The organism is Rhodanobacter sp. B04 (assembly GCF_002001125.1).
Taxonomy (GTDB): domain Bacteria; phylum Pseudomonadota; class Gammaproteobacteria; order Xanthomonadales; family Rhodanobacteraceae; genus Rhodanobacter.
Genome location: NZ_MUNV01000026.1, coordinates 384,833 through 400,601, shown reverse-complemented (window position 1 = coordinate 400,601; position 15,769 = coordinate 384,833). Strand labels below are relative to the sequence as shown.

At 65.1% G+C, this 15,769-nt stretch carries 16 protein-coding genes; 9 read left to right on the top strand and 7 right to left on the bottom strand.

Annotated elements, in window-relative coordinates:
- Nucleotides 1-63 precede the first annotated feature (63 nt).
- Entirely contained in the window at nt 64-627 is a 564-nt protein-coding gene (locus B0E46_RS16600; RefSeq protein WP_077556827.1) for a peroxiredoxin, read from the top strand.
- A gap of 154 nt (nt 628-781) precedes the next feature.
- Here B0E46_RS16600 and B0E46_RS16595 read toward each other — a convergent pair whose 3' ends face one another.
- From B0E46_RS16595 to B0E46_RS16585, 3 genes are all read right to left on the bottom strand, one after another.
- A complete protein-coding gene (locus B0E46_RS16595; protein ID WP_077556946.1) occupies nt 782-2,740 on the bottom strand; it encodes a M61 family metallopeptidase in 1,959 nt (652 codons plus the stop codon).
- A 149-nt stretch (nt 2,741-2,889) separates the two neighbouring features.
- Nucleotides 2,890-3,678, bottom strand: coding sequence for a LytTR family DNA-binding domain-containing protein (locus B0E46_RS16590; RefSeq protein ID WP_077556826.1), 789 nt, complete (start codon nt 3,676-3,678; stop codon nt 2,890-2,892).
- Nucleotides 3,675-4,787, bottom strand: coding sequence for a histidine kinase (locus B0E46_RS16585; RefSeq protein ID WP_168171237.1), 1,113 nt, complete (start codon nt 4,785-4,787; stop codon nt 3,675-3,677). The genes B0E46_RS16590 and B0E46_RS16585 overlap by 4 nt, the downstream gene beginning before the upstream one ends.
- Nucleotides 4,788-4,992: 205 nt before the next feature.
- On the opposite strand from B0E46_RS16585, the gene B0E46_RS16580 reads away from it, so the two are divergent.
- Nucleotides 4,993-5,379, top strand: coding sequence for a hypothetical protein (locus B0E46_RS16580; RefSeq protein ID WP_077556824.1), 387 nt, complete (start codon nt 4,993-4,995; stop codon nt 5,377-5,379).
- Between the two features lie 47 nt (nt 5,380-5,426).
- On the opposite strand, the gene B0E46_RS16575 is transcribed toward B0E46_RS16580, so the two are convergent.
- On the bottom strand, nt 5,427-8,339 hold the full coding sequence (locus tag B0E46_RS16575) for a two-component regulator propeller domain-containing protein (RefSeq protein WP_077556823.1): 2,913 nt from the start codon (nt 8,337-8,339) through the stop codon (nt 5,427-5,429).
- 290 nt (nt 8,340-8,629) lie between these two features.
- On the opposite strand from B0E46_RS16575, the gene B0E46_RS16570 reads away from it, so the two are divergent.
- From B0E46_RS16570 to B0E46_RS16560, 3 genes are all read left to right on the top strand, one after another.
- Entirely contained in the window at nt 8,630-9,097 is a 468-nt protein-coding gene (locus B0E46_RS16570; protein ID WP_077556822.1) for a hypothetical protein, read from the top strand.
- Between the two features lie 67 nt (nt 9,098-9,164).
- The gene (locus tag B0E46_RS16565; protein ID WP_077556821.1) at nt 9,165-10,487 is read left to right on the top strand and encodes an MFS transporter; all 1,323 of its coding nucleotides are present in this window, start codon (nt 9,165-9,167) and stop codon (nt 10,485-10,487) included.
- Nucleotides 10,487-11,533, top strand: a complete 1,047-nt coding sequence (locus B0E46_RS16560; protein ID WP_077556820.1) for a sulfotransferase — start codon at nt 10,487-10,489, stop codon at nt 11,531-11,533. Before B0E46_RS16565 ends, B0E46_RS16560 begins: the two co-directional genes overlap by 1 nt.
- A 1-nt stretch (nt 11,534) precedes the next feature.
- Here B0E46_RS16560 and B0E46_RS16555 read toward each other — a convergent pair whose 3' ends face one another.
- From B0E46_RS16555 to B0E46_RS16545, 3 genes are all read right to left on the bottom strand, one after another.
- A complete protein-coding gene (locus tag B0E46_RS16555) occupies nt 11,535-11,969 on the bottom strand; it encodes a DUF1801 domain-containing protein (protein ID WP_077556819.1) in 435 nt (144 codons plus the stop codon).
- A gap of 279 nt (nt 11,970-12,248) precedes the next feature.
- Nucleotides 12,249-12,692, bottom strand: coding sequence for a VOC family protein (locus B0E46_RS16550; RefSeq protein WP_254425190.1), 444 nt, complete (start codon nt 12,690-12,692; stop codon nt 12,249-12,251).
- Entirely contained in the window at nt 12,689-13,138 is a 450-nt protein-coding gene (locus B0E46_RS16545) for a helix-turn-helix transcriptional regulator (protein ID WP_077556817.1), read from the bottom strand. Before B0E46_RS16545 ends, B0E46_RS16550 begins: the two co-directional genes overlap by 4 nt.
- A gap of 271 nt (nt 13,139-13,409) precedes the next feature.
- On the opposite strand from B0E46_RS16545, the gene B0E46_RS16540 reads away from it, so the two are divergent.
- The 4 genes from B0E46_RS16540 (at nt 13,410) to B0E46_RS16525 (ending at nt 15,756) form a co-directional block, all read left to right on the top strand.
- Nucleotides 13,410-13,955, top strand: a complete 546-nt coding sequence (locus tag B0E46_RS16540; RefSeq protein WP_139350596.1) for a hypothetical protein — start codon at nt 13,410-13,412, stop codon at nt 13,953-13,955.
- Nucleotides 13,952-14,566 carry a hypothetical protein gene (locus B0E46_RS16535; protein WP_077556815.1) on the top strand — a complete coding sequence of 205 codons (615 nt, stop codon included), beginning with the start codon at nt 13,952-13,954 and terminating at the stop codon, nt 14,564-14,566. Before B0E46_RS16540 ends, B0E46_RS16535 begins: the two co-directional genes overlap by 4 nt.
- Nucleotides 14,567-14,866: 300 nt before the next feature.
- Nucleotides 14,867-15,397, top strand: a complete 531-nt coding sequence (locus B0E46_RS16530; protein ID WP_077556814.1) for a polymer-forming cytoskeletal protein — start codon at nt 14,867-14,869, stop codon at nt 15,395-15,397.
- Complete coding sequence (locus tag B0E46_RS16525; RefSeq protein ID WP_077556813.1) at nt 15,394-15,756, top strand: hypothetical protein; 363 nt, start codon at nt 15,394-15,396, stop codon at nt 15,754-15,756. Before B0E46_RS16530 ends, B0E46_RS16525 begins: the two co-directional genes overlap by 4 nt.
- The last annotated feature ends 13 nt before the right edge of the window (nt 15,757-15,769 follow it).

Sequence of the window (15,769 nt, the reverse complement as noted above, 5' to 3'; positions counted from 1 at the left end):
TCCACCCACGCACATCTGGCGTATAAACAGGCTGACCCGTCCGTCTCCCCAGGAGTCACACCCATGAAGTCATTGCTGAAATTTGCAGCCCTCGCCCTCGTCGGTACCGCCACGCTCGCGTCGCCCGCGTTTGCCGCACTGAAGGAGGGCACCCAGGCACCCGATTTCACCGCGCCGGCTTATCTGGCCGGGCAGCCCTTCACGTTCAAGCTCGCCGACGCGTTGAAGAAAGGCCCGGTGGTGGTCTATTTCTTCCCTGCCCCGCACACCTCGGGCTGCAACGTCGAAGCGCACCTGTTCTCGCAGGCCATTCCCCAATTCACGGCGGCGCATGCCACCGTGATCGGCGTCACCGCGGGCAACCTCGACCAGCTGGCGGCTTTCTCGAAGGAAGCCGACCACTGCAGCGGCAAGTTCCCGGTCGCTGCCGACGAGGGCGCGAAGATCGCCAAGCAATACGACGCGCTGCTGCTGCTGAAGCCGGGCTGGTCGGACCGCACCTCGTACGTGATCGCGCCGTCGGGGAAAATCACCTACGTCTATTCCAGCCTCAGCCCCACCAAGCATGTCCAAGAGACGCTGAATGCGGTGAAGGCGCTGGAGCAAGCGGACGGCACCGCGAAGTAGTCGCCGTCAATCAGGGATGGTCTGCATGAGCCTTTGCCCGTCATTCCAGCGGAAGCCGGGATGACGGGTTATTCAGGCCGCCCCTGGATGGCGTGGAGACCACGTTCTTCGAAAGTGACTTTTGCGCTGTCACGAATGCGCTGTTGACCTCGCCCTACTTGCGCGGCGCGATGATCTGGCTCAGGTAATCCGGCGTGCCCTCGATGCGCACCAGATGCGGGTACTGCAGGCCGCCGTGGTAATCCACCGGCACCGTGCGATAGCCGCCCTGGTACTTCAGCAGCAGCTGGATCGGCGCCTTGCTGTCCTTGGCTGCCGCGATCGCGCTCTTCAGCACATCGCTCGAATAGTCCTGCCCGTTCACCGCGACCAGGGTGGCACCGGTGCTGACGCCAGCCTTGAATGCCGGGCCGTCCCAACGCACGTCGTTGACCTCGCCCTTGTCGTTCATGGTCAGGCCGATCGACCAGGCGAAGTTGTACAGATGGCGGGATGGTTCCGGCCGGCTGTTGTACTGCTTTTCGTAGCCGCTTTCCTGATCGGTGTAGACCAGCTTCCAGCCGGTCGCGGCGATGCCGTTCTCCAGCGGCGGATCGAACGTCTGCACGCGCGCATGCAGGAAGCCCGCCCAGTCGTACGGGGCCACGCCGTTCAAGGTCGCCACCACGTCGTCGAAGGTGTAGGTCTTGGTCACGTAGCTGCCGTTGTCGACGCCGAAGAACGCGCGCGCGAAATCGTCCAGCGACTTGCGGTCATTCGTCAGCGCGCGCAGCTTGGCGTCCACTTCCAGCCACATCATCTGGCCCCCGCTGTAGTACTCCTCGCTCATCTGCCAGCTGCGGTACGGCAGGCTCGAACGGCGCGCCACGGTCGCATCGTTGGTGGTGTCTTCCAGCGTGCGCCACTGAAAGCCTTCGCGGTTGCGCTCGTAATTGGCCGCCTCCATCGCCAGCGCATCGCGGAACTCTTGCGGCGTCCACATGCCGGCGCGCGCGGTGAGTATGTAACCCCAGTACTGCGTCTGCCCTTCGTACACCCACAGCAGAGAATCGCCCATCGGCACGTTGAAATTGGGCGTCCACAGGTCGGCCGGACGGCGGAACTTGCCGTTCCAGGAATGCGTGTACTCGTGCGCCAGCAGGTCGCGGCCGGGCGAGTTGTCGCTCCAGGCCGTGAAGTAGTCGGCGCCCAGGCCGTTCTCGCTGGACTGGTGGTGCTCGGTGCCGTTGCCGTCCAGCACATCCGACAGCGAGAACAGGAAGTCGTAGTGGTCGTAGTGGTGCGAGCCGAACAGCTTCACCGCCTGCGTCACCAGCGCGCGATGCACCTGCAACTGCTCGGGCGTCATCTCCAGGTACTTCGGCGCATCGGCGACGATGTCCAGGTGCACCGGCGCGTCGCCGCCCGGGTTGAGGTCGACCCGCTTGAAGTACTGGCCCGCGTAGACCGGCGAATCGACCAGGTTGTTGAACGTCGCCGGCTTGAAGATGGTCGTGTCGCCCGACTGCGAGGCCGTCTCCAGCGCGGTGCCGAGCTGCCAGCCATGCGCCAGCGTCACGCTGGGCGCGAAGGTGATCCCGCGTGAAAAATAGCCGGCCGGATACAGCGCCACCTTGCTCCATTCCATGTCCATCATGCGATCGGTGATCTCGAACCCCTCGCCGTCGGTGCGGCCGGACATGTACTGGAAGGTCGCATCGACAGTGGAGACGCCTGCGGGCACGTCGAGATGGAACGCGTACACGTTGTACTTGTCGCGCTTCCACATCAGCCGCTTGCCGTTGCCGCGAAGTTCGAGGCCAGCGAGCATGGCGATCGGGCCGGTCGGCGAGTGGTCGCCGGGAATCCACTGCGGGTACAGCAGCGTCAATGCGCCTGCCTGCACCGGAATCGTTTCATGGACGCGAAAAATCCCCTGCACGGTGTCGCTGGCATCGACATGAAGCGTGATCGTGCCGGCATAGGGCGTGTCCTGCGGCGGGGGCACCTGGTCGGTTCGCGGATCCTGCGCATGGACGGCGGCGGTCGCGAAGGTCATCGAAATGACCACGGCAAGACGAGCAAACGTGCGGTGCGCGCCAGACGGCGACCGGGAGGAAGAGGCAACGAACATCATGAACTCCGACAGGCAGACCCAGGGGATTCGCACAAGTTAACATCGCTGCGCAAACTGTGTAGCCCGATTTGCTTCTGGCTCCGATCGTCGAGAGAGAATCCGGCCACGGCGAGGGATGGCTTCGTCTTGCTGTTTAGCCAGCATCCCTATTCCACCCGCTTCCCACTGCTGGCCGAGACCAGGCGCAGAAAGGTTTCGTGCTGGTAGCGGCTCATGCGCAGTTTCTGGCCGGTATCCATCGTGACGACATGGTGGCCGTTGAACCACGGATGGATGGCCTGGATCCGGCGCACGTTGATGATGGCCGAGCGGTGGACCCGCGCGAAATGCCGCGGATCGAGTCGCGCGGCGAGCGTGCCCATGGTCTCGCGCATTTCATGGACGCCGTCGGCCAGGTGGATCTGCACGGTGTTGCCGCTGGCCTTGATCCACACGATCTGGTCGACGTCGATGAAGCTGATGTGCTCGTCGATGCGCACGGGGAGGCGCTGGATGTAGTCGTCGCGCTGGCGCAGGGCATCGAGCGCCTGCAGGATCTGCACGGAAGCGGCCCCGCCCGTGCCATCGCCGGTGGACAGCCGCGCCTTCACGCGCCGCAGCGTGTTCGCGAATCGCTCCCGGCTGAACGGCTTCACCAGGTAATCCACCGCGTTCGCCTCGAACGCCCGCACCGCGTATTGCTCGAAGGCGGTGACAAACACCGTCGCCGGCATGCGCTCCGCGCCAATCGTCGCCACCACGTCGATACCGCTCATCGCAGGCATCTGGATGTCGAGAAAGACCAGGTCCGGTGACTGGCTGCGTATCGCCGCGACCGCCGACACGCCGTCACCGCACTCGGCCAGCAGCTCGATCTCGGGATCGTCGCGCAGCAGCCGCACGATGGCATGGCGCGCGATCGGCTCGTCGTCCACGACCAGGGTGACGATGCTCACGTAAGCTCGACCTCCGGCGCATCGTCAGCTTCCTCGATCGCGCGGAACGGCAGGCGCAGCCGGCAGACCACGCCCTCGGGCCAGATCATCTCCAGGCGCACCTGCGCAATATCGCCATACAGCTCGCGCAGGCGCAGTTCGGTGTTCGACAGGCCGATACCGTGCCCCGCCGCAGATGCAACCCCGACCTCCAACGTACTGTTGCGGTTGCGCACGTCGATGCACAGCGTGTCGCCCTCGCGCCGGCTTTCGATCTCGATGCAGTCCACCCCGATCCGCTTGCCGATTCCATGGGTGATGGCGTTCTCCACGATCGGCTGCAGGATCAGGCTGGGCACGGCGCAATCCAGCGTGTCCGGGGCAATGTAGATCTGCGTGGTGAGACGATCCTTGAAGCGGAAGCGCTGGATGCCGAGGTAGAGATCCAGCAGGATCAGTTCCCGCCGCAAGCTCACTTCCTGGCCGTCGTAATCCTCGAGGAATGCACGCAGCAAATCGCTCAGGCGCAGCAGCATGTCTTCGGCCGACAATGCGTCCTCGTCCAGCAACGTCGCGATCGCATGCAAGGTGTTGAACAGGAAATGCGGCTGCAGCTGCGACTTCAACGCACGCAGGCGCGATTGCGCCAGTTCCGAGGCCAGCCGGCTCGCTTCCACTTCGCGGTGCGTTTTCTCTTCGTAGAACTGCACGGCTCGCTGCACTGCGTACAAGGCCCAATAAGTCAGCAATCCTGTAGCGACATAGAAGCCCAGGAAATAGCGCAGTTGCGTGTCGAAGCCGCTGGGCTCAAACGCGGTCGAAACAAACGCCCCGATCACCAACGCCAGCAAGGTAACCGCCACGCTCGCGACACATTGGGTGCCAAGGCCGCGCAGGCGCAGCGGCGCTTGGATGGGATGACGTTCGGCAAGCCGGAACACCAGTGGCGCCAGCGCTGCCCAGGTGTACCAGCGGATACCCGACCAACGCAGATAATCCCACGCCGACCACGTGCGCCCATTCAAGGCATCCGCCACAAAATTCTGCATCGCGAACAACACGACTACCGCCGTCCACAGGCCGAGATAGGGCCACAGGCCGATTTTCATGTTGCCCAGACGGATCTTCATCGTCGGCATCCTGCGGAGTTGGAGAACATCCTAGGCGCGCCATGCAGCGCTGAAAAGCAAAACACCACACCACTACGATTCACCACCGCGCCACGACGATTCGTCCCGAACCGGTTCCACAGGAGGCCTCCATCCGGCCATATCACGGTGCCGACCGCGTGCGCACGAGCCACCGGCGGCAAGCCACCCCAGCCGGAGCACTCCCATGAATCCGACCCGCGCCACCGCCCTCGTCGCCATGCTTGCCATCGCGCTTGGCAGCCAGCTCGTCGTTGCATCGGCCGCCAGCGCCGACGCGGTGCGCAGACCCGCGCGGCACTTCGATCTGGTGAATGCCACGTTCGACAGTGTCATCGCGCTCGCCATCGCACCTGCCGACCACGATGCCTTCCAGGACATCGCCCTGGGTCAACCGCTGCAGGGCGGCCTGACCTCGATGACCTTCGATGTTCCACCCGGCGGATGCCTGCGCGACCTCCGCGTCACTTTCCACGGTGGACGCACGCAGTTCTTTGCGCGCATCGACGTCTGCCGAAGCAGCGGCCTGCGCCTGACGCCGCACCACGGCGGCCTGAAGCCTTCCGGAGCCTGATCAAGCCAGGGCCGGAGCCCGCGGCCTCCCACTCCTGGTCGGAGCCATCATCCGGCGTGTTCAGGGCCACCAGCCATGCGGTCACGCCCCGCTGCCTTGGCGCGATACAGCGCCTCGTCCGCGCAGCGAAGCAGTTGCTCCGGCGAGTCCGTGACCGTGGGCACGATGGCGGCAATGCCTATGCTGATGGTCACGTGCGGCGCGACATCGGAGCAACGATGTTCGATCGCCAGCGTGCGCACCGCCTCGAGAATGCGTTGCGCCACCGCAGCAGCTGCGTGGGCGTCGCACTGGGTGAGCAGCACCGCGAACTCCTCGCCACCATAGCGCGCGGCGAGATCCGCGGCCGGACGCAGCACCTTGGTCAGCGCGCCCGCCACTGCAGTCAATGCGACGTCGCCGGCAAGATGGCCGTAGGTATCGTTGTAGTCCTTGAACGCATCGACGTCGCACATCAGCACGGCCAGCGACGTGCCACGCGCCACATGCTCGCTCAGGACCTCGCGCAGCCGTTGGTCGAACGCCCCGCGATTGGCAATGCGGGTGAGGCCATCGAGCGCAGCGATGCGCTTCAGCTCGGCGTTCGCGTTGCGCAACGCCTCGGTGCGCTGCGCGACCTCGTGCGTCAGCTCGCGCTCGCGCTCGTGCAGGCGCCACACGCGAAGCCGGTAGGCCATGGCGAGCAGGCCGATCACGATCACCGCGACGAGGGCGCGGAACCACCAGGTGGCATACCAGCTCGGCACGATCGTGAAAGCCACGCTGGCGCCGTCGGCGTTCCACACGCCGTCGTTGTTGCTGGCGATCACGCGGAACACGTAGTCGCCGGGCGGAAGATTGGTGTAGTAGGCGACGCGGCTGTTGCCGGCGTCGATCCAGCCATGGTCGAAGCCCTCGATGCGATAGCGGTACTGCACCGCGGCGGGCGCCACATAGCTCATCGCGGCGTAGTGCAGTTCGATGCGTTCCACGCCGGGACCGATCCGTCCGACGTGATCCGGATCAACCTCCTTGCCGTCCACCAGCACGCGCTCGACCGCGACCGGCGGACGCATCCGGTTCACCCGCTCGTGCTTCGGATCCACGATGACCACGCCGTTGGCCGTGCCGAACCACATCCGCCCGTCGTTCGTGCGCCATGCCGGCGTCTGCGAGGCGCCGTTGCCCTGCTGCGAAAGCATGCCGTCGTTCTTGCCGTACCAGCGCGGCTCTATCTGCCTGGCCGCGCCGCGGTCGAGCGCATCGATGCCGGCCCACGCAAACCGCGCGATGCCGCGGTTCGAACTCACCCAGAAGTGGCCATCGTCATCGTCGAGCATCGCGAACACCGCGTCGCCATAGAAGCCCGCCCGCTCGGCGAAGGCCTGCACTGCCCGCCCGCGCACGCGCATCAGGCCCACGCTGGTGCCGAGCCACAGGTCGCCATTGGCTTCGACATGAAACGCGAACACGCTCGTGCCCGGCAGGCCATCGGTACCGCAGCGGTCGACCACACCATCGTGCAGGCAACGCAAGCCGCTGCGCTCGCCGATCCACAGACGCCCGGCCGGATCCTCGTACAACGCGCGAACGTCGTCGCCGCGCGTGCCCTGCAGCACGCTGATCTTGTCGCCGCTGATCTTCGCCACGCCCTGCAGGGTCGCCACCCACATACCGCCATCGCGGCTGGGCGCGAACGCGAACACGATCGTGCCGGGCAGCCCATCGCCGACGCCGAAGTTGCGCACCGTGCCATCGGGCGCGATCCGGCTCACCCCGTCGGTCGATCCCACCCACAGGTTGCCGGCCGCATCGGATTCGATCGCCCGCAGCAACAGGCTGGACAGCTTCGCGTTGATCGCCGTCGCCGGCATCAGCGCCTGGTTCTCGTAACGCGACAGTCCCGAGCCGTCGGTGCCGATCCAGAGCGTACCCGCGCGATCCTGGTAGACGGCGCGCACCGCGTTGGAATCCATTTTCCCGGTGACGGTGACCAGCTTCGAATCGCTGAACCGGTGGATGCCGCTGGAGGTGGTCCCCATCCAGAGGTTGCCTTCGTGATCCTCGAACATCGAGCGTACGGTCTCGCCGACCAGGCCGCTCAGCGTATTGTCGCAGTCGAAGCGTGCGCGGGTCAGACGGCAGATGCCCATGCCGCCGAGCGGCGCAAACCACATGCTGCCGTCGCGGTCGCCATGCAGGGTATAGATGGGCTTCCCATCGAGCGCCGCCAGGCGCGGGTCACGCTCGAAATGCCCATCGCGGTAACGCACGGGGCCACCCTGCGTACCGACCCACACGGTGCCGGCATGGTCGATCGCCAAACTGTGCACGGCATTGGTCGGCAGGCCGCGCCGGGTATCGAACGTCTCGACCTGGCCGTTGAGCCAGTGCACCACACCGAAATCATCCGCGGCGATCCACACCCCGCCCGCCGCATCGGCCACGATCGCGTGATAGAACCCGCGTGGCGGAAACCCGCTTTCCTGGCCGAGCAGACGGATGCCCTTCGCGCCCATCCGCGCGACGCCGGCATTGGTGGTCAGCCAGAGCGCGCCGCCACGGTCCTGCGCAATGCCAAACACGCTCTTGATGTCCGCCGGCAACACCACCGGCTCCAGCACGCGCCCATGGCGGCGGTACAACCCGTCGTTCAGCGTGCCCACCCACAGCGTGCCCGCGCGATCGACATAGACTGCGGTGATCGCCGTGCTCTTGAGCACCGGCGCCACGCGCGGGTCGATGGTGTCGAACTCCGCGCCGCTGTAGTGAACCAGGCCGCCGTACGTCGCCAGCCAGATCGAACCGCCCTTGCCCTGGGCGATGGACAACACCGTGCCTTGCGGCAGCTGGTTCTCGTACCAGACGTGGGTCAGCTGCCCGATCGCCCGATCGGGGTCGAGCGCACGGGCCGGCGACACCGCCAGCAAGCCGCACACCACCAGGACGAGCGCCCCCCATCCCCTGACCCAACGATTCATGCGCAATCCAACCGCTCCCCTGCGACCCGGCTCCCACTCCGATAACGTGCCATGCGACCGTCGGCCCGGAACACCGATGCATGAACTATCGCATATCCCGGCGCCCCCGGCCGGGCCCCAGCCGGCGTGCCGGCAAGGGAAGAATGGCGTCAGGGACAGTTTCGACGGAGCCGTCGGGAATCGCCCCTGACACTTTTTTCGGCCTGCTAGACTCCATCAACCGGCTCCCGACGAGGCTGCGTCGGGGTACGGAGGGTGCGGGATTTTTCATGATCTTGCTAGGGGAATGTATGGCCATGCCGTTGTCGTGGAAAATCGGCGCCGCCGCCGCGGGCTTGATCGTCGCCGTGCTCGCCTGGAATGGACTTTCCCAGTATCTCGAGGCGCGCCACGCCGATGAGGTCACGCGCGATTCCGCCCGCGCCGCCGAACTGGAGGCGCAGCAGGCCAAAGCTCAGGCCCAGCAACACCAGGCGCAGTTGGCGGCCGACCTGAAGCAGCAGCGCGAGGACTTGTCCAGCACCTACCAGCAGGTGAACGAGCAGGCTCGGCAATATCAGGCGGAGCAGGCCATACTTCAGGAAAAGCAACGGCAGCAAGAGCTTGCCGTGCAGGCAAGTTACCGGCTGGACCACAACCAGCAATGCGCCGATGGCATCGTGATCAACCGCAACGGTTCGAGCTTTACGCAGGCGGTCGGCAAGGATGGCGGGCCGATCCCATGCAAGGGCGATACGGCGACAGAACCGCTGCGCTGATCCTGGGTCACCGCGGCTGCGTCAGGTATTGTCCCTGACGTCTTCTCGCTTCCGGCAACCCGTCTGCATGACCTCGACCGAAAACCACCGTGCTCCCGAAGCCTCGCGTGCCTCGATGGCGGTCGCGGCACTGTCGACGGTGGTGGAGTGGTACGACTTTACGCTCTACCTGTATTTCGCCACGGTGCTGTCGCGGGTGTTCTTCGGCGGCGGGCGCAACTCGCTGCTGGCAACCCTCGCCGGGTTCGCCATTTCCTACGGCATGCGGCCGCTGGGCGCGATGGTGTTCGGCCATCTCGGCGACCGCATCGGACGGCAGCGCACCCTGGTGCTGTCGATGATGCTGATGACGCTGGCGATGCTCGCCACAGCCTTGCTGCCCGACCATGCCGCGATCGGGCCGGCGGCGGGTGCGTGGCTGTTGCTGCTGCGCTGCTTCATGGCGTTCTCGGTCGGCGGCGAATATACGGGCGTGGTCGCCTACCTGCTGGAGGGTGCGCGCGAGGACCGGCGCGGCTTGATCACTTCGCTGGCCTCTGCCGCCAGCGAGGTCGGGGCGCTGTTGGCCGTGGCGGTCGCCGCACTGACGGTGGGGGCGATGAGTACAGTCCATCTCGACGCCTGGGGCTGGCGCATTCCGTTCTTCGTGGGCGCGGCGCTGGCAGGCGGCGTGTGGTTCGCGCGGTCAGGCATGGAGGAGTCGCCGGACTTCCTGCGCCAGGTGCGGCAGCGCACCGTGCCCAAGTCCCCGCTGCGCCACACCGTCGCCCGTCACCGGCCCGCGCTGCTGCGCACCTTCGCCATCTCGGCGCTGGGTTCCATCACTTACTACGTCGGCATCACCTATGTGCCGGCGTTCCTGAACTCGTCGGGCATCCTGGCCGAAGGCCGTTCGCTGTGGCTGTCGACCGTTGCCGCGGTGGCAGTGATCCTGGTCACGCCGCTGACGGGTGCGCTCTCCGACCGGGTCGGACGCAAACCGGTACTGATCTGGCTGGGTGTCGCCGGCATGCTGCTGCCGCTGTCGATGTTCGGCCTGATGGCCGGTGGCGGCGAGCTGCACGTCGCCGCCGGCGCGATCGTGCTGGCCTGCCTCGCCGGCGGCGTGAGTGCGGTAGGCGCCCCGGCGACCGCCGAACAGTTTCCCGGCGAAGGCCGACTCAGCGGCCTGGCGCTGGGCGTGACCGTCGCCACAGCCATCTTCGGCGGCCTGACGCCCTTCCTCGCCGAGCTGCTCGTGCGGCTGACCGGATGGACCGCCCTGCCCGGCGCCATGATCGCCGCCGTCGCCCTGGTCGTGATGCCCGTCTTGCTGACCATGCCGGAGACGCAGCCGCGCCTGGCCAGAGTCCATGCCCGAGAGCAGGCCGCAAAGAGTGACGTCCCGTGATGACCGGATCACCCCAAACCCCTCTCTTCATCGTCAGCACGGGCCGCTCCGGCTCGACGATGCTGTCCGAGCTGCTCTCGTTGCACCCGGATGTCCTGAGCCTCTCCGAGCTGTTCAACGCGCTCCACCCGCTCGGTTTCCGCAAGGATCCCGTCGACGGCCCGGACTTCTGGTCCGTGTTGAGCGAGCCGCGTCCCCGCCATGCGGCGTGGCTTCGCCTCATGGAGCGCGGCCTCGCCATCGACGAGTTTCGCTACCCGCTGGCCTCCGCGCTGCGCTTTCGCGAGACGGGCATTCCGCCGCTGTTGGCGATGACGCTCCCGCCGCTCACCGAAGACCCTGACGGACTGCACGAGGAACTGCGCATCTTCGTGCAGGCATTGCCGGAAGACCGGATCCATCGGCAGTACCTGCAGGTCTTCCAGTGGCTGTGCGCGCGCCTCGGCCGCCGGTTCTGGTGCGAGCGTTCGGGCGCGTCGCTCGGCCTCGTCCATCCTTTGTCGCACTTCTTTCCGGCGGCCAGGTTCATCCACGTCTTTCGCGACGGCCGCGAGTTCGCGGTCTCGGCGCGCCGGTTCGCCCCGATGCGCATGGGCATGATCGGCACGATGTTCAAGCAGCGGTTCGGCACGGCCCCCTATCTCACGCCGACGTACCAGATCCCTGCGGATCTGCCGCCGGAGTGGCATGGACTCGTACCCGAGAGCTTCGACGTCGACGTGTTCCACCGCTTCGAGCTTCCGATCGAGCCGATCGGGCTGGCCTGGTCCGAGATGATCACCGTGGGCCTGCAGCTCCTCGAGAACGTGCCCGCCGAGCAGGTACTGCATGTGCGCTACGAGTCGATGCTTGATGCTCCCCACGCCGAGCTCCAGCGCATCGTTCGCTTCATGGACCCCAGCCTGGACGATCCTTCGTGGCTGGCGCAGGCGGCCGCGCGCGTGCGCAAGAACCCGCCGAAGTGGGTGAGCTTGCCCACCGACGAGCGGGCACGTCTCGAGTCGGCTTGCGCGCCCGGCATGGAGCTGCTTCGCCGCCTGGCGTGAATCATTCTGGCGGCAGTTGCCGCCGCCTTGATTTTGCCTTGGACTTGTTCAGCGCCACGGCGGCACGGATGAGCGCCTTCAACGCCATCTCATCGATCTTGTCGCCTTCATGAAAATCGATGGCACGCCGGGTGTTGCCTTCGAGGCTCGAATTGAAGAGGCCCGAGGGATCTGCCAGCGAGGCGCCCTTGGCGAAGGTCATCTTCACGGCGTTCTTGTACGTCTCGCCGGTGCAGATGATTCCATCGTGGTACCACACCGGGACCCCTCGCCACTTCCATTCCTCGACCACGTCGGGGACGGCTTGCTTGATGATCGCCCGGACCCGCGCAAGCGCATCGCCCCGCCAATCGCCCAGCTGCGCGATCCTCCCATCAATAAGTTGGGAGGGAGTGTCGCCGCTTGTGTCTTTCGCGCTGTTCTTCTCGTTTTTCATGGTGCCGTCCGTTTCCTCATGGCTGCCATCGCGCGCGCGTCATGTGGGCACTATCGCCGACCGTTCCGATCCGACCGTTCCGATGGCATCGGGAGCCTCGAATAGCCGTTTTTTGATCGTCATTCCTGCGAAGGCAGGAATCGCATTGCAACGGCGCGTCCGGTCATCCCGCGTCTTGGCCGTCAATAACTTTAAGTCGCTAGGATCCCGGCCGTTGCTTGGATGACGATGGATCTTCGATGTCCCTTGTCGCGAATTGAACCGCGATCGCCCAACCCCTCAACGCCGCTCCTGCACGCGCAGCAGGTTGCCTGCGGGATCGCGCACGGCACAGTCGCGCACCCCGTACGCTTGCTGGGTCGGCTCCTCGACGATCTCGGCGCCACTGGCCTGTATCCGCTCGAAGGCGGCGTCGAGGTCCTTGGTGGCCAGCAGCATGATCGCGTAGGTGCCCTTGGCCATCATCTCGGCGATGGTGCGCTTCTCGTCGTCGGTGACGCCCGGGCTGGCGGCTGGCGGATACAGCACGATGGACGTACCGGGCTGATCCGGCGGCCCGACCGTGATCCAGCGCATCCCGTTGTAGCCGACGTCGTTGCGCACTTCGAAACCGAGCGTGTCGCGATAGAACGCCAGCGAGGCGTCCGGGTCGGTCTGCGGAAGAAAGCTCGCGTGAATATGGATGTCCATGGCCGTCGTGCTCGGTGCGGGGGGAGTCGTCATGCTAAGTCTGGCTCATGGGCCGATGCTTCTCGATTCCTGACCGGTCGCGTCACCTGCCTCGCCACGCAGGACGGCATGCCCGCCGTCGCGTGCGCCGCTTCGCGTCGATAGACGCTGGGCGGCACCCCGGCCAGCTCGGTGAAGCGTGTGCTGAAAGTGCCCAGCGACGCGCAGCCGACCGCGAAGCAGACCTCGGTGACGCTGAGGTCGCCACGACGCAGCAGCGCCATCGCGCGCTCGATGCGTCGGGTCATCAGATAGGAATAAGGCGACTCGCCGAAGGCGAGCTTGAACTGGCGGCTGAGGTGCCCGGCCGACATATACACGCCATGGGCGAGCGCATCGACATCCAGCGGTTGCGCGTATTCCCGATCGATCCTGTCGCGAACACGGCGCAACCGTGCGAGGTCGCGCAGATGCTGCGCAGCGGCGGGTCGACTGTTCATTTGCACGATCGTCCCACGAGGTACCGGAGCGCTCAAGTCCGTTGAGCAAATGGGTGCCGATTTGCCAGCAATTATCCCTGACACCCTTGCTGTTTTCCCGCAGGGGGAAAACCGGGAGATAGTTAAATCGCAACCGGGCAGCTCGACTTGAACTACCCATGCCCGTCTGCTTCCGAATGCTTGCCATTCCGCACCACGCCAAATATCTTGGGGTGTCGCGTGCGCAGCTCGCGGCTTATCGGCTTTTCGAAAATAAACAGGGGAAAACTTGATGCAACGCATAGGGATGGCAGTTCTCTGCCTATTGCTTGGCGCGTGTGGTGCAGTCGCACCGAAGTACACGCCTTCTGCGGAAAATCAGCTGGCACTTCGCAATGGTGATCTTGTCCACGCGAACGTCGGCACCATTGGCGCCGGTTCGGAGGCCATCAACAAGGTGACGTTGCGTGGCGGAAATTTTTCCACGCCGTCGGCATCGTTCAACGCGTATCTGCACGACGCAATACAGACGGAGCTGTCCCAGGCGGGCTTGCTGGACCCGGCGTCTCATGACGTTATCGGCGGCACCATGACACACAACGCTTTCGACGGCTCCGGCTTCTCGATCGGTACCGCCGACCTGGCAGCGGATTTCTGGGTGGATCGAGATGGCCAGCGCATCTATCACAGCCAGAAGACAACTCACTATGAGTGGAAATCATCCTTCGCCGGCATGACGGCTATTCCGGCAGCAGCCCAAGGCTATATGGAGGCCGTGCAGAAGCTGGTACATGAACTACTCGCTGATCCAGACTTCCAGAAGGCACTGCACAAATGATCAAGCTCAATGCTGCTTTCCCCACCCGGTTACTGGCACAGCTGAGCATCATTGGCGCCATATTGGTCATGGCTGGCTGCGCACATCCCGTGTCAGTACGCGCCGACGTGAACTACCCTTCAGATCAGACCGTTGATACGTCGGTGGGTTATTTCATCAGCGACGCCAACCGCAAACTTGAAGTGACCACTCCGGCAGGCGGCGGCGACAAGATGCGGTATTTTCCATACCGCGATATGGAGCCGGCAATTCTCAGTACGCTCGGCAGCGTATTCCGCAAGGTCTACAGCGTGCCGGAAACTGGTCGTGCCGCCTACATCTCCGATCACCACCTGACCTTCGTGTTCGAGCCGATCCTGACGACCAATTCATCGGGCAACAGCGCGATCTTCTGGCCGGCGAGTGATTTTGATCTCACGATCAAGGTCACCGCTTTGAATGCCAGCGGGCAAACGGTGTGGAATCGTGATTTCACCGGCCACGGCCATGTCGAGAAGAGTCGCTCGCTTATGGATGTACCGCCAGCCAAAGAAGCGGCAGCGGAGGCTTTCGGCAAACTGCGCAAGGCTCTGATGGAAGATCCTCAGTTCCAGGGTTCGGCTATCCACTGAATTAGCCACGGGCACGACGTGTGGGCACAGCTGACACGTCGCGCCCGTCCTGGGTTGGCAGGTAGTTAAACCGCAGCCGGATACCCTGACTCGGCTACCAACGTCCCCTTTTGCTTAGCGGTTGCGCGCATTCCCGATCGATGCGGTCGCGAACGCGGCGTCAGGGTGCGCAAGCCCATAGCAAACAGCCAATTAGAGCGCGAACCTGAACCTAAACCCCGCTTCGGCGCGCGCAAGTGAACCTGACCCGGGTTTGGGGGCGTAGGCTGACCCTCCGTCTGACAGAACCGGAGTCCCGCCATGGCCCTGTGGAAAGAACCCGCCAAGACCTCCGCCACCGCCACGCCCGAAGCCATGGACCCGGCTCGCCTCAACATCCCGGAGAGCAAGCCCGCAGCGGAAGCGCCGGTGCAACCCGCATTCCGCCCCACGCCCGCACCCACGCCCGGCAAGCCCAAGGCCGAATCGTTGATCGCGCCCGATATCACCATCGAGGGCAAGATCGAAGGCGCGGGCCATGTGCGCATCGCCGGCAGCTTCAAAGGCGACGTCAACGTGCTCGGCGACCTGACCATCGAGGCTGGCGCCAAGGTGACCGGCAGCATGCGCGCCGAGAAGGTCACCATCGCGGGCGAACTGATCGGCAACATCGAATCGGCGGCACACGTGGACTTGCAGCAAAGCGGCGCACTGACCGGCGACCTGAAGGCCGGCTCGCTCAGCGTGGCGGCAGGTTCGCGCATGCGGGGCCACGCCGAGTTCGGCTGGGACGATGCCAAGGACGGCAGCAGTACGCACAAGAACCACGGGCAGAACGGCACAGCTTCGTGACCGCCGCATATCCGGGCACGGCCGGGGCGACGCGCACCTGTCCGCACTGCCGGGAAACCATCCTGGAAAGTGCGGCCGTGTGCCCCGCCTGCCGCCACAAGTTGCGCTTCAGTGAGCCAACCGGCGCGATCGCGGCGCCGGCGTCCGTACCACTGCGCGTGGAAGGCAGCTTCCGCAACCCCATCGACAGCGGTGCGTGGGAATACTCGATGGTGCTGACCATCCGCAACGAACACGGCGAGGAAGTCGCGCGCAAGCTGGTGGGCGTCGGCGCCATGCAACCTGACGAACAACGCACCTTCACCTTGAGCGTCGAGATGAACCCCGCCAGCGCGAGCGGCAAGCGCACACGGCATTGATGACCGTATCGCA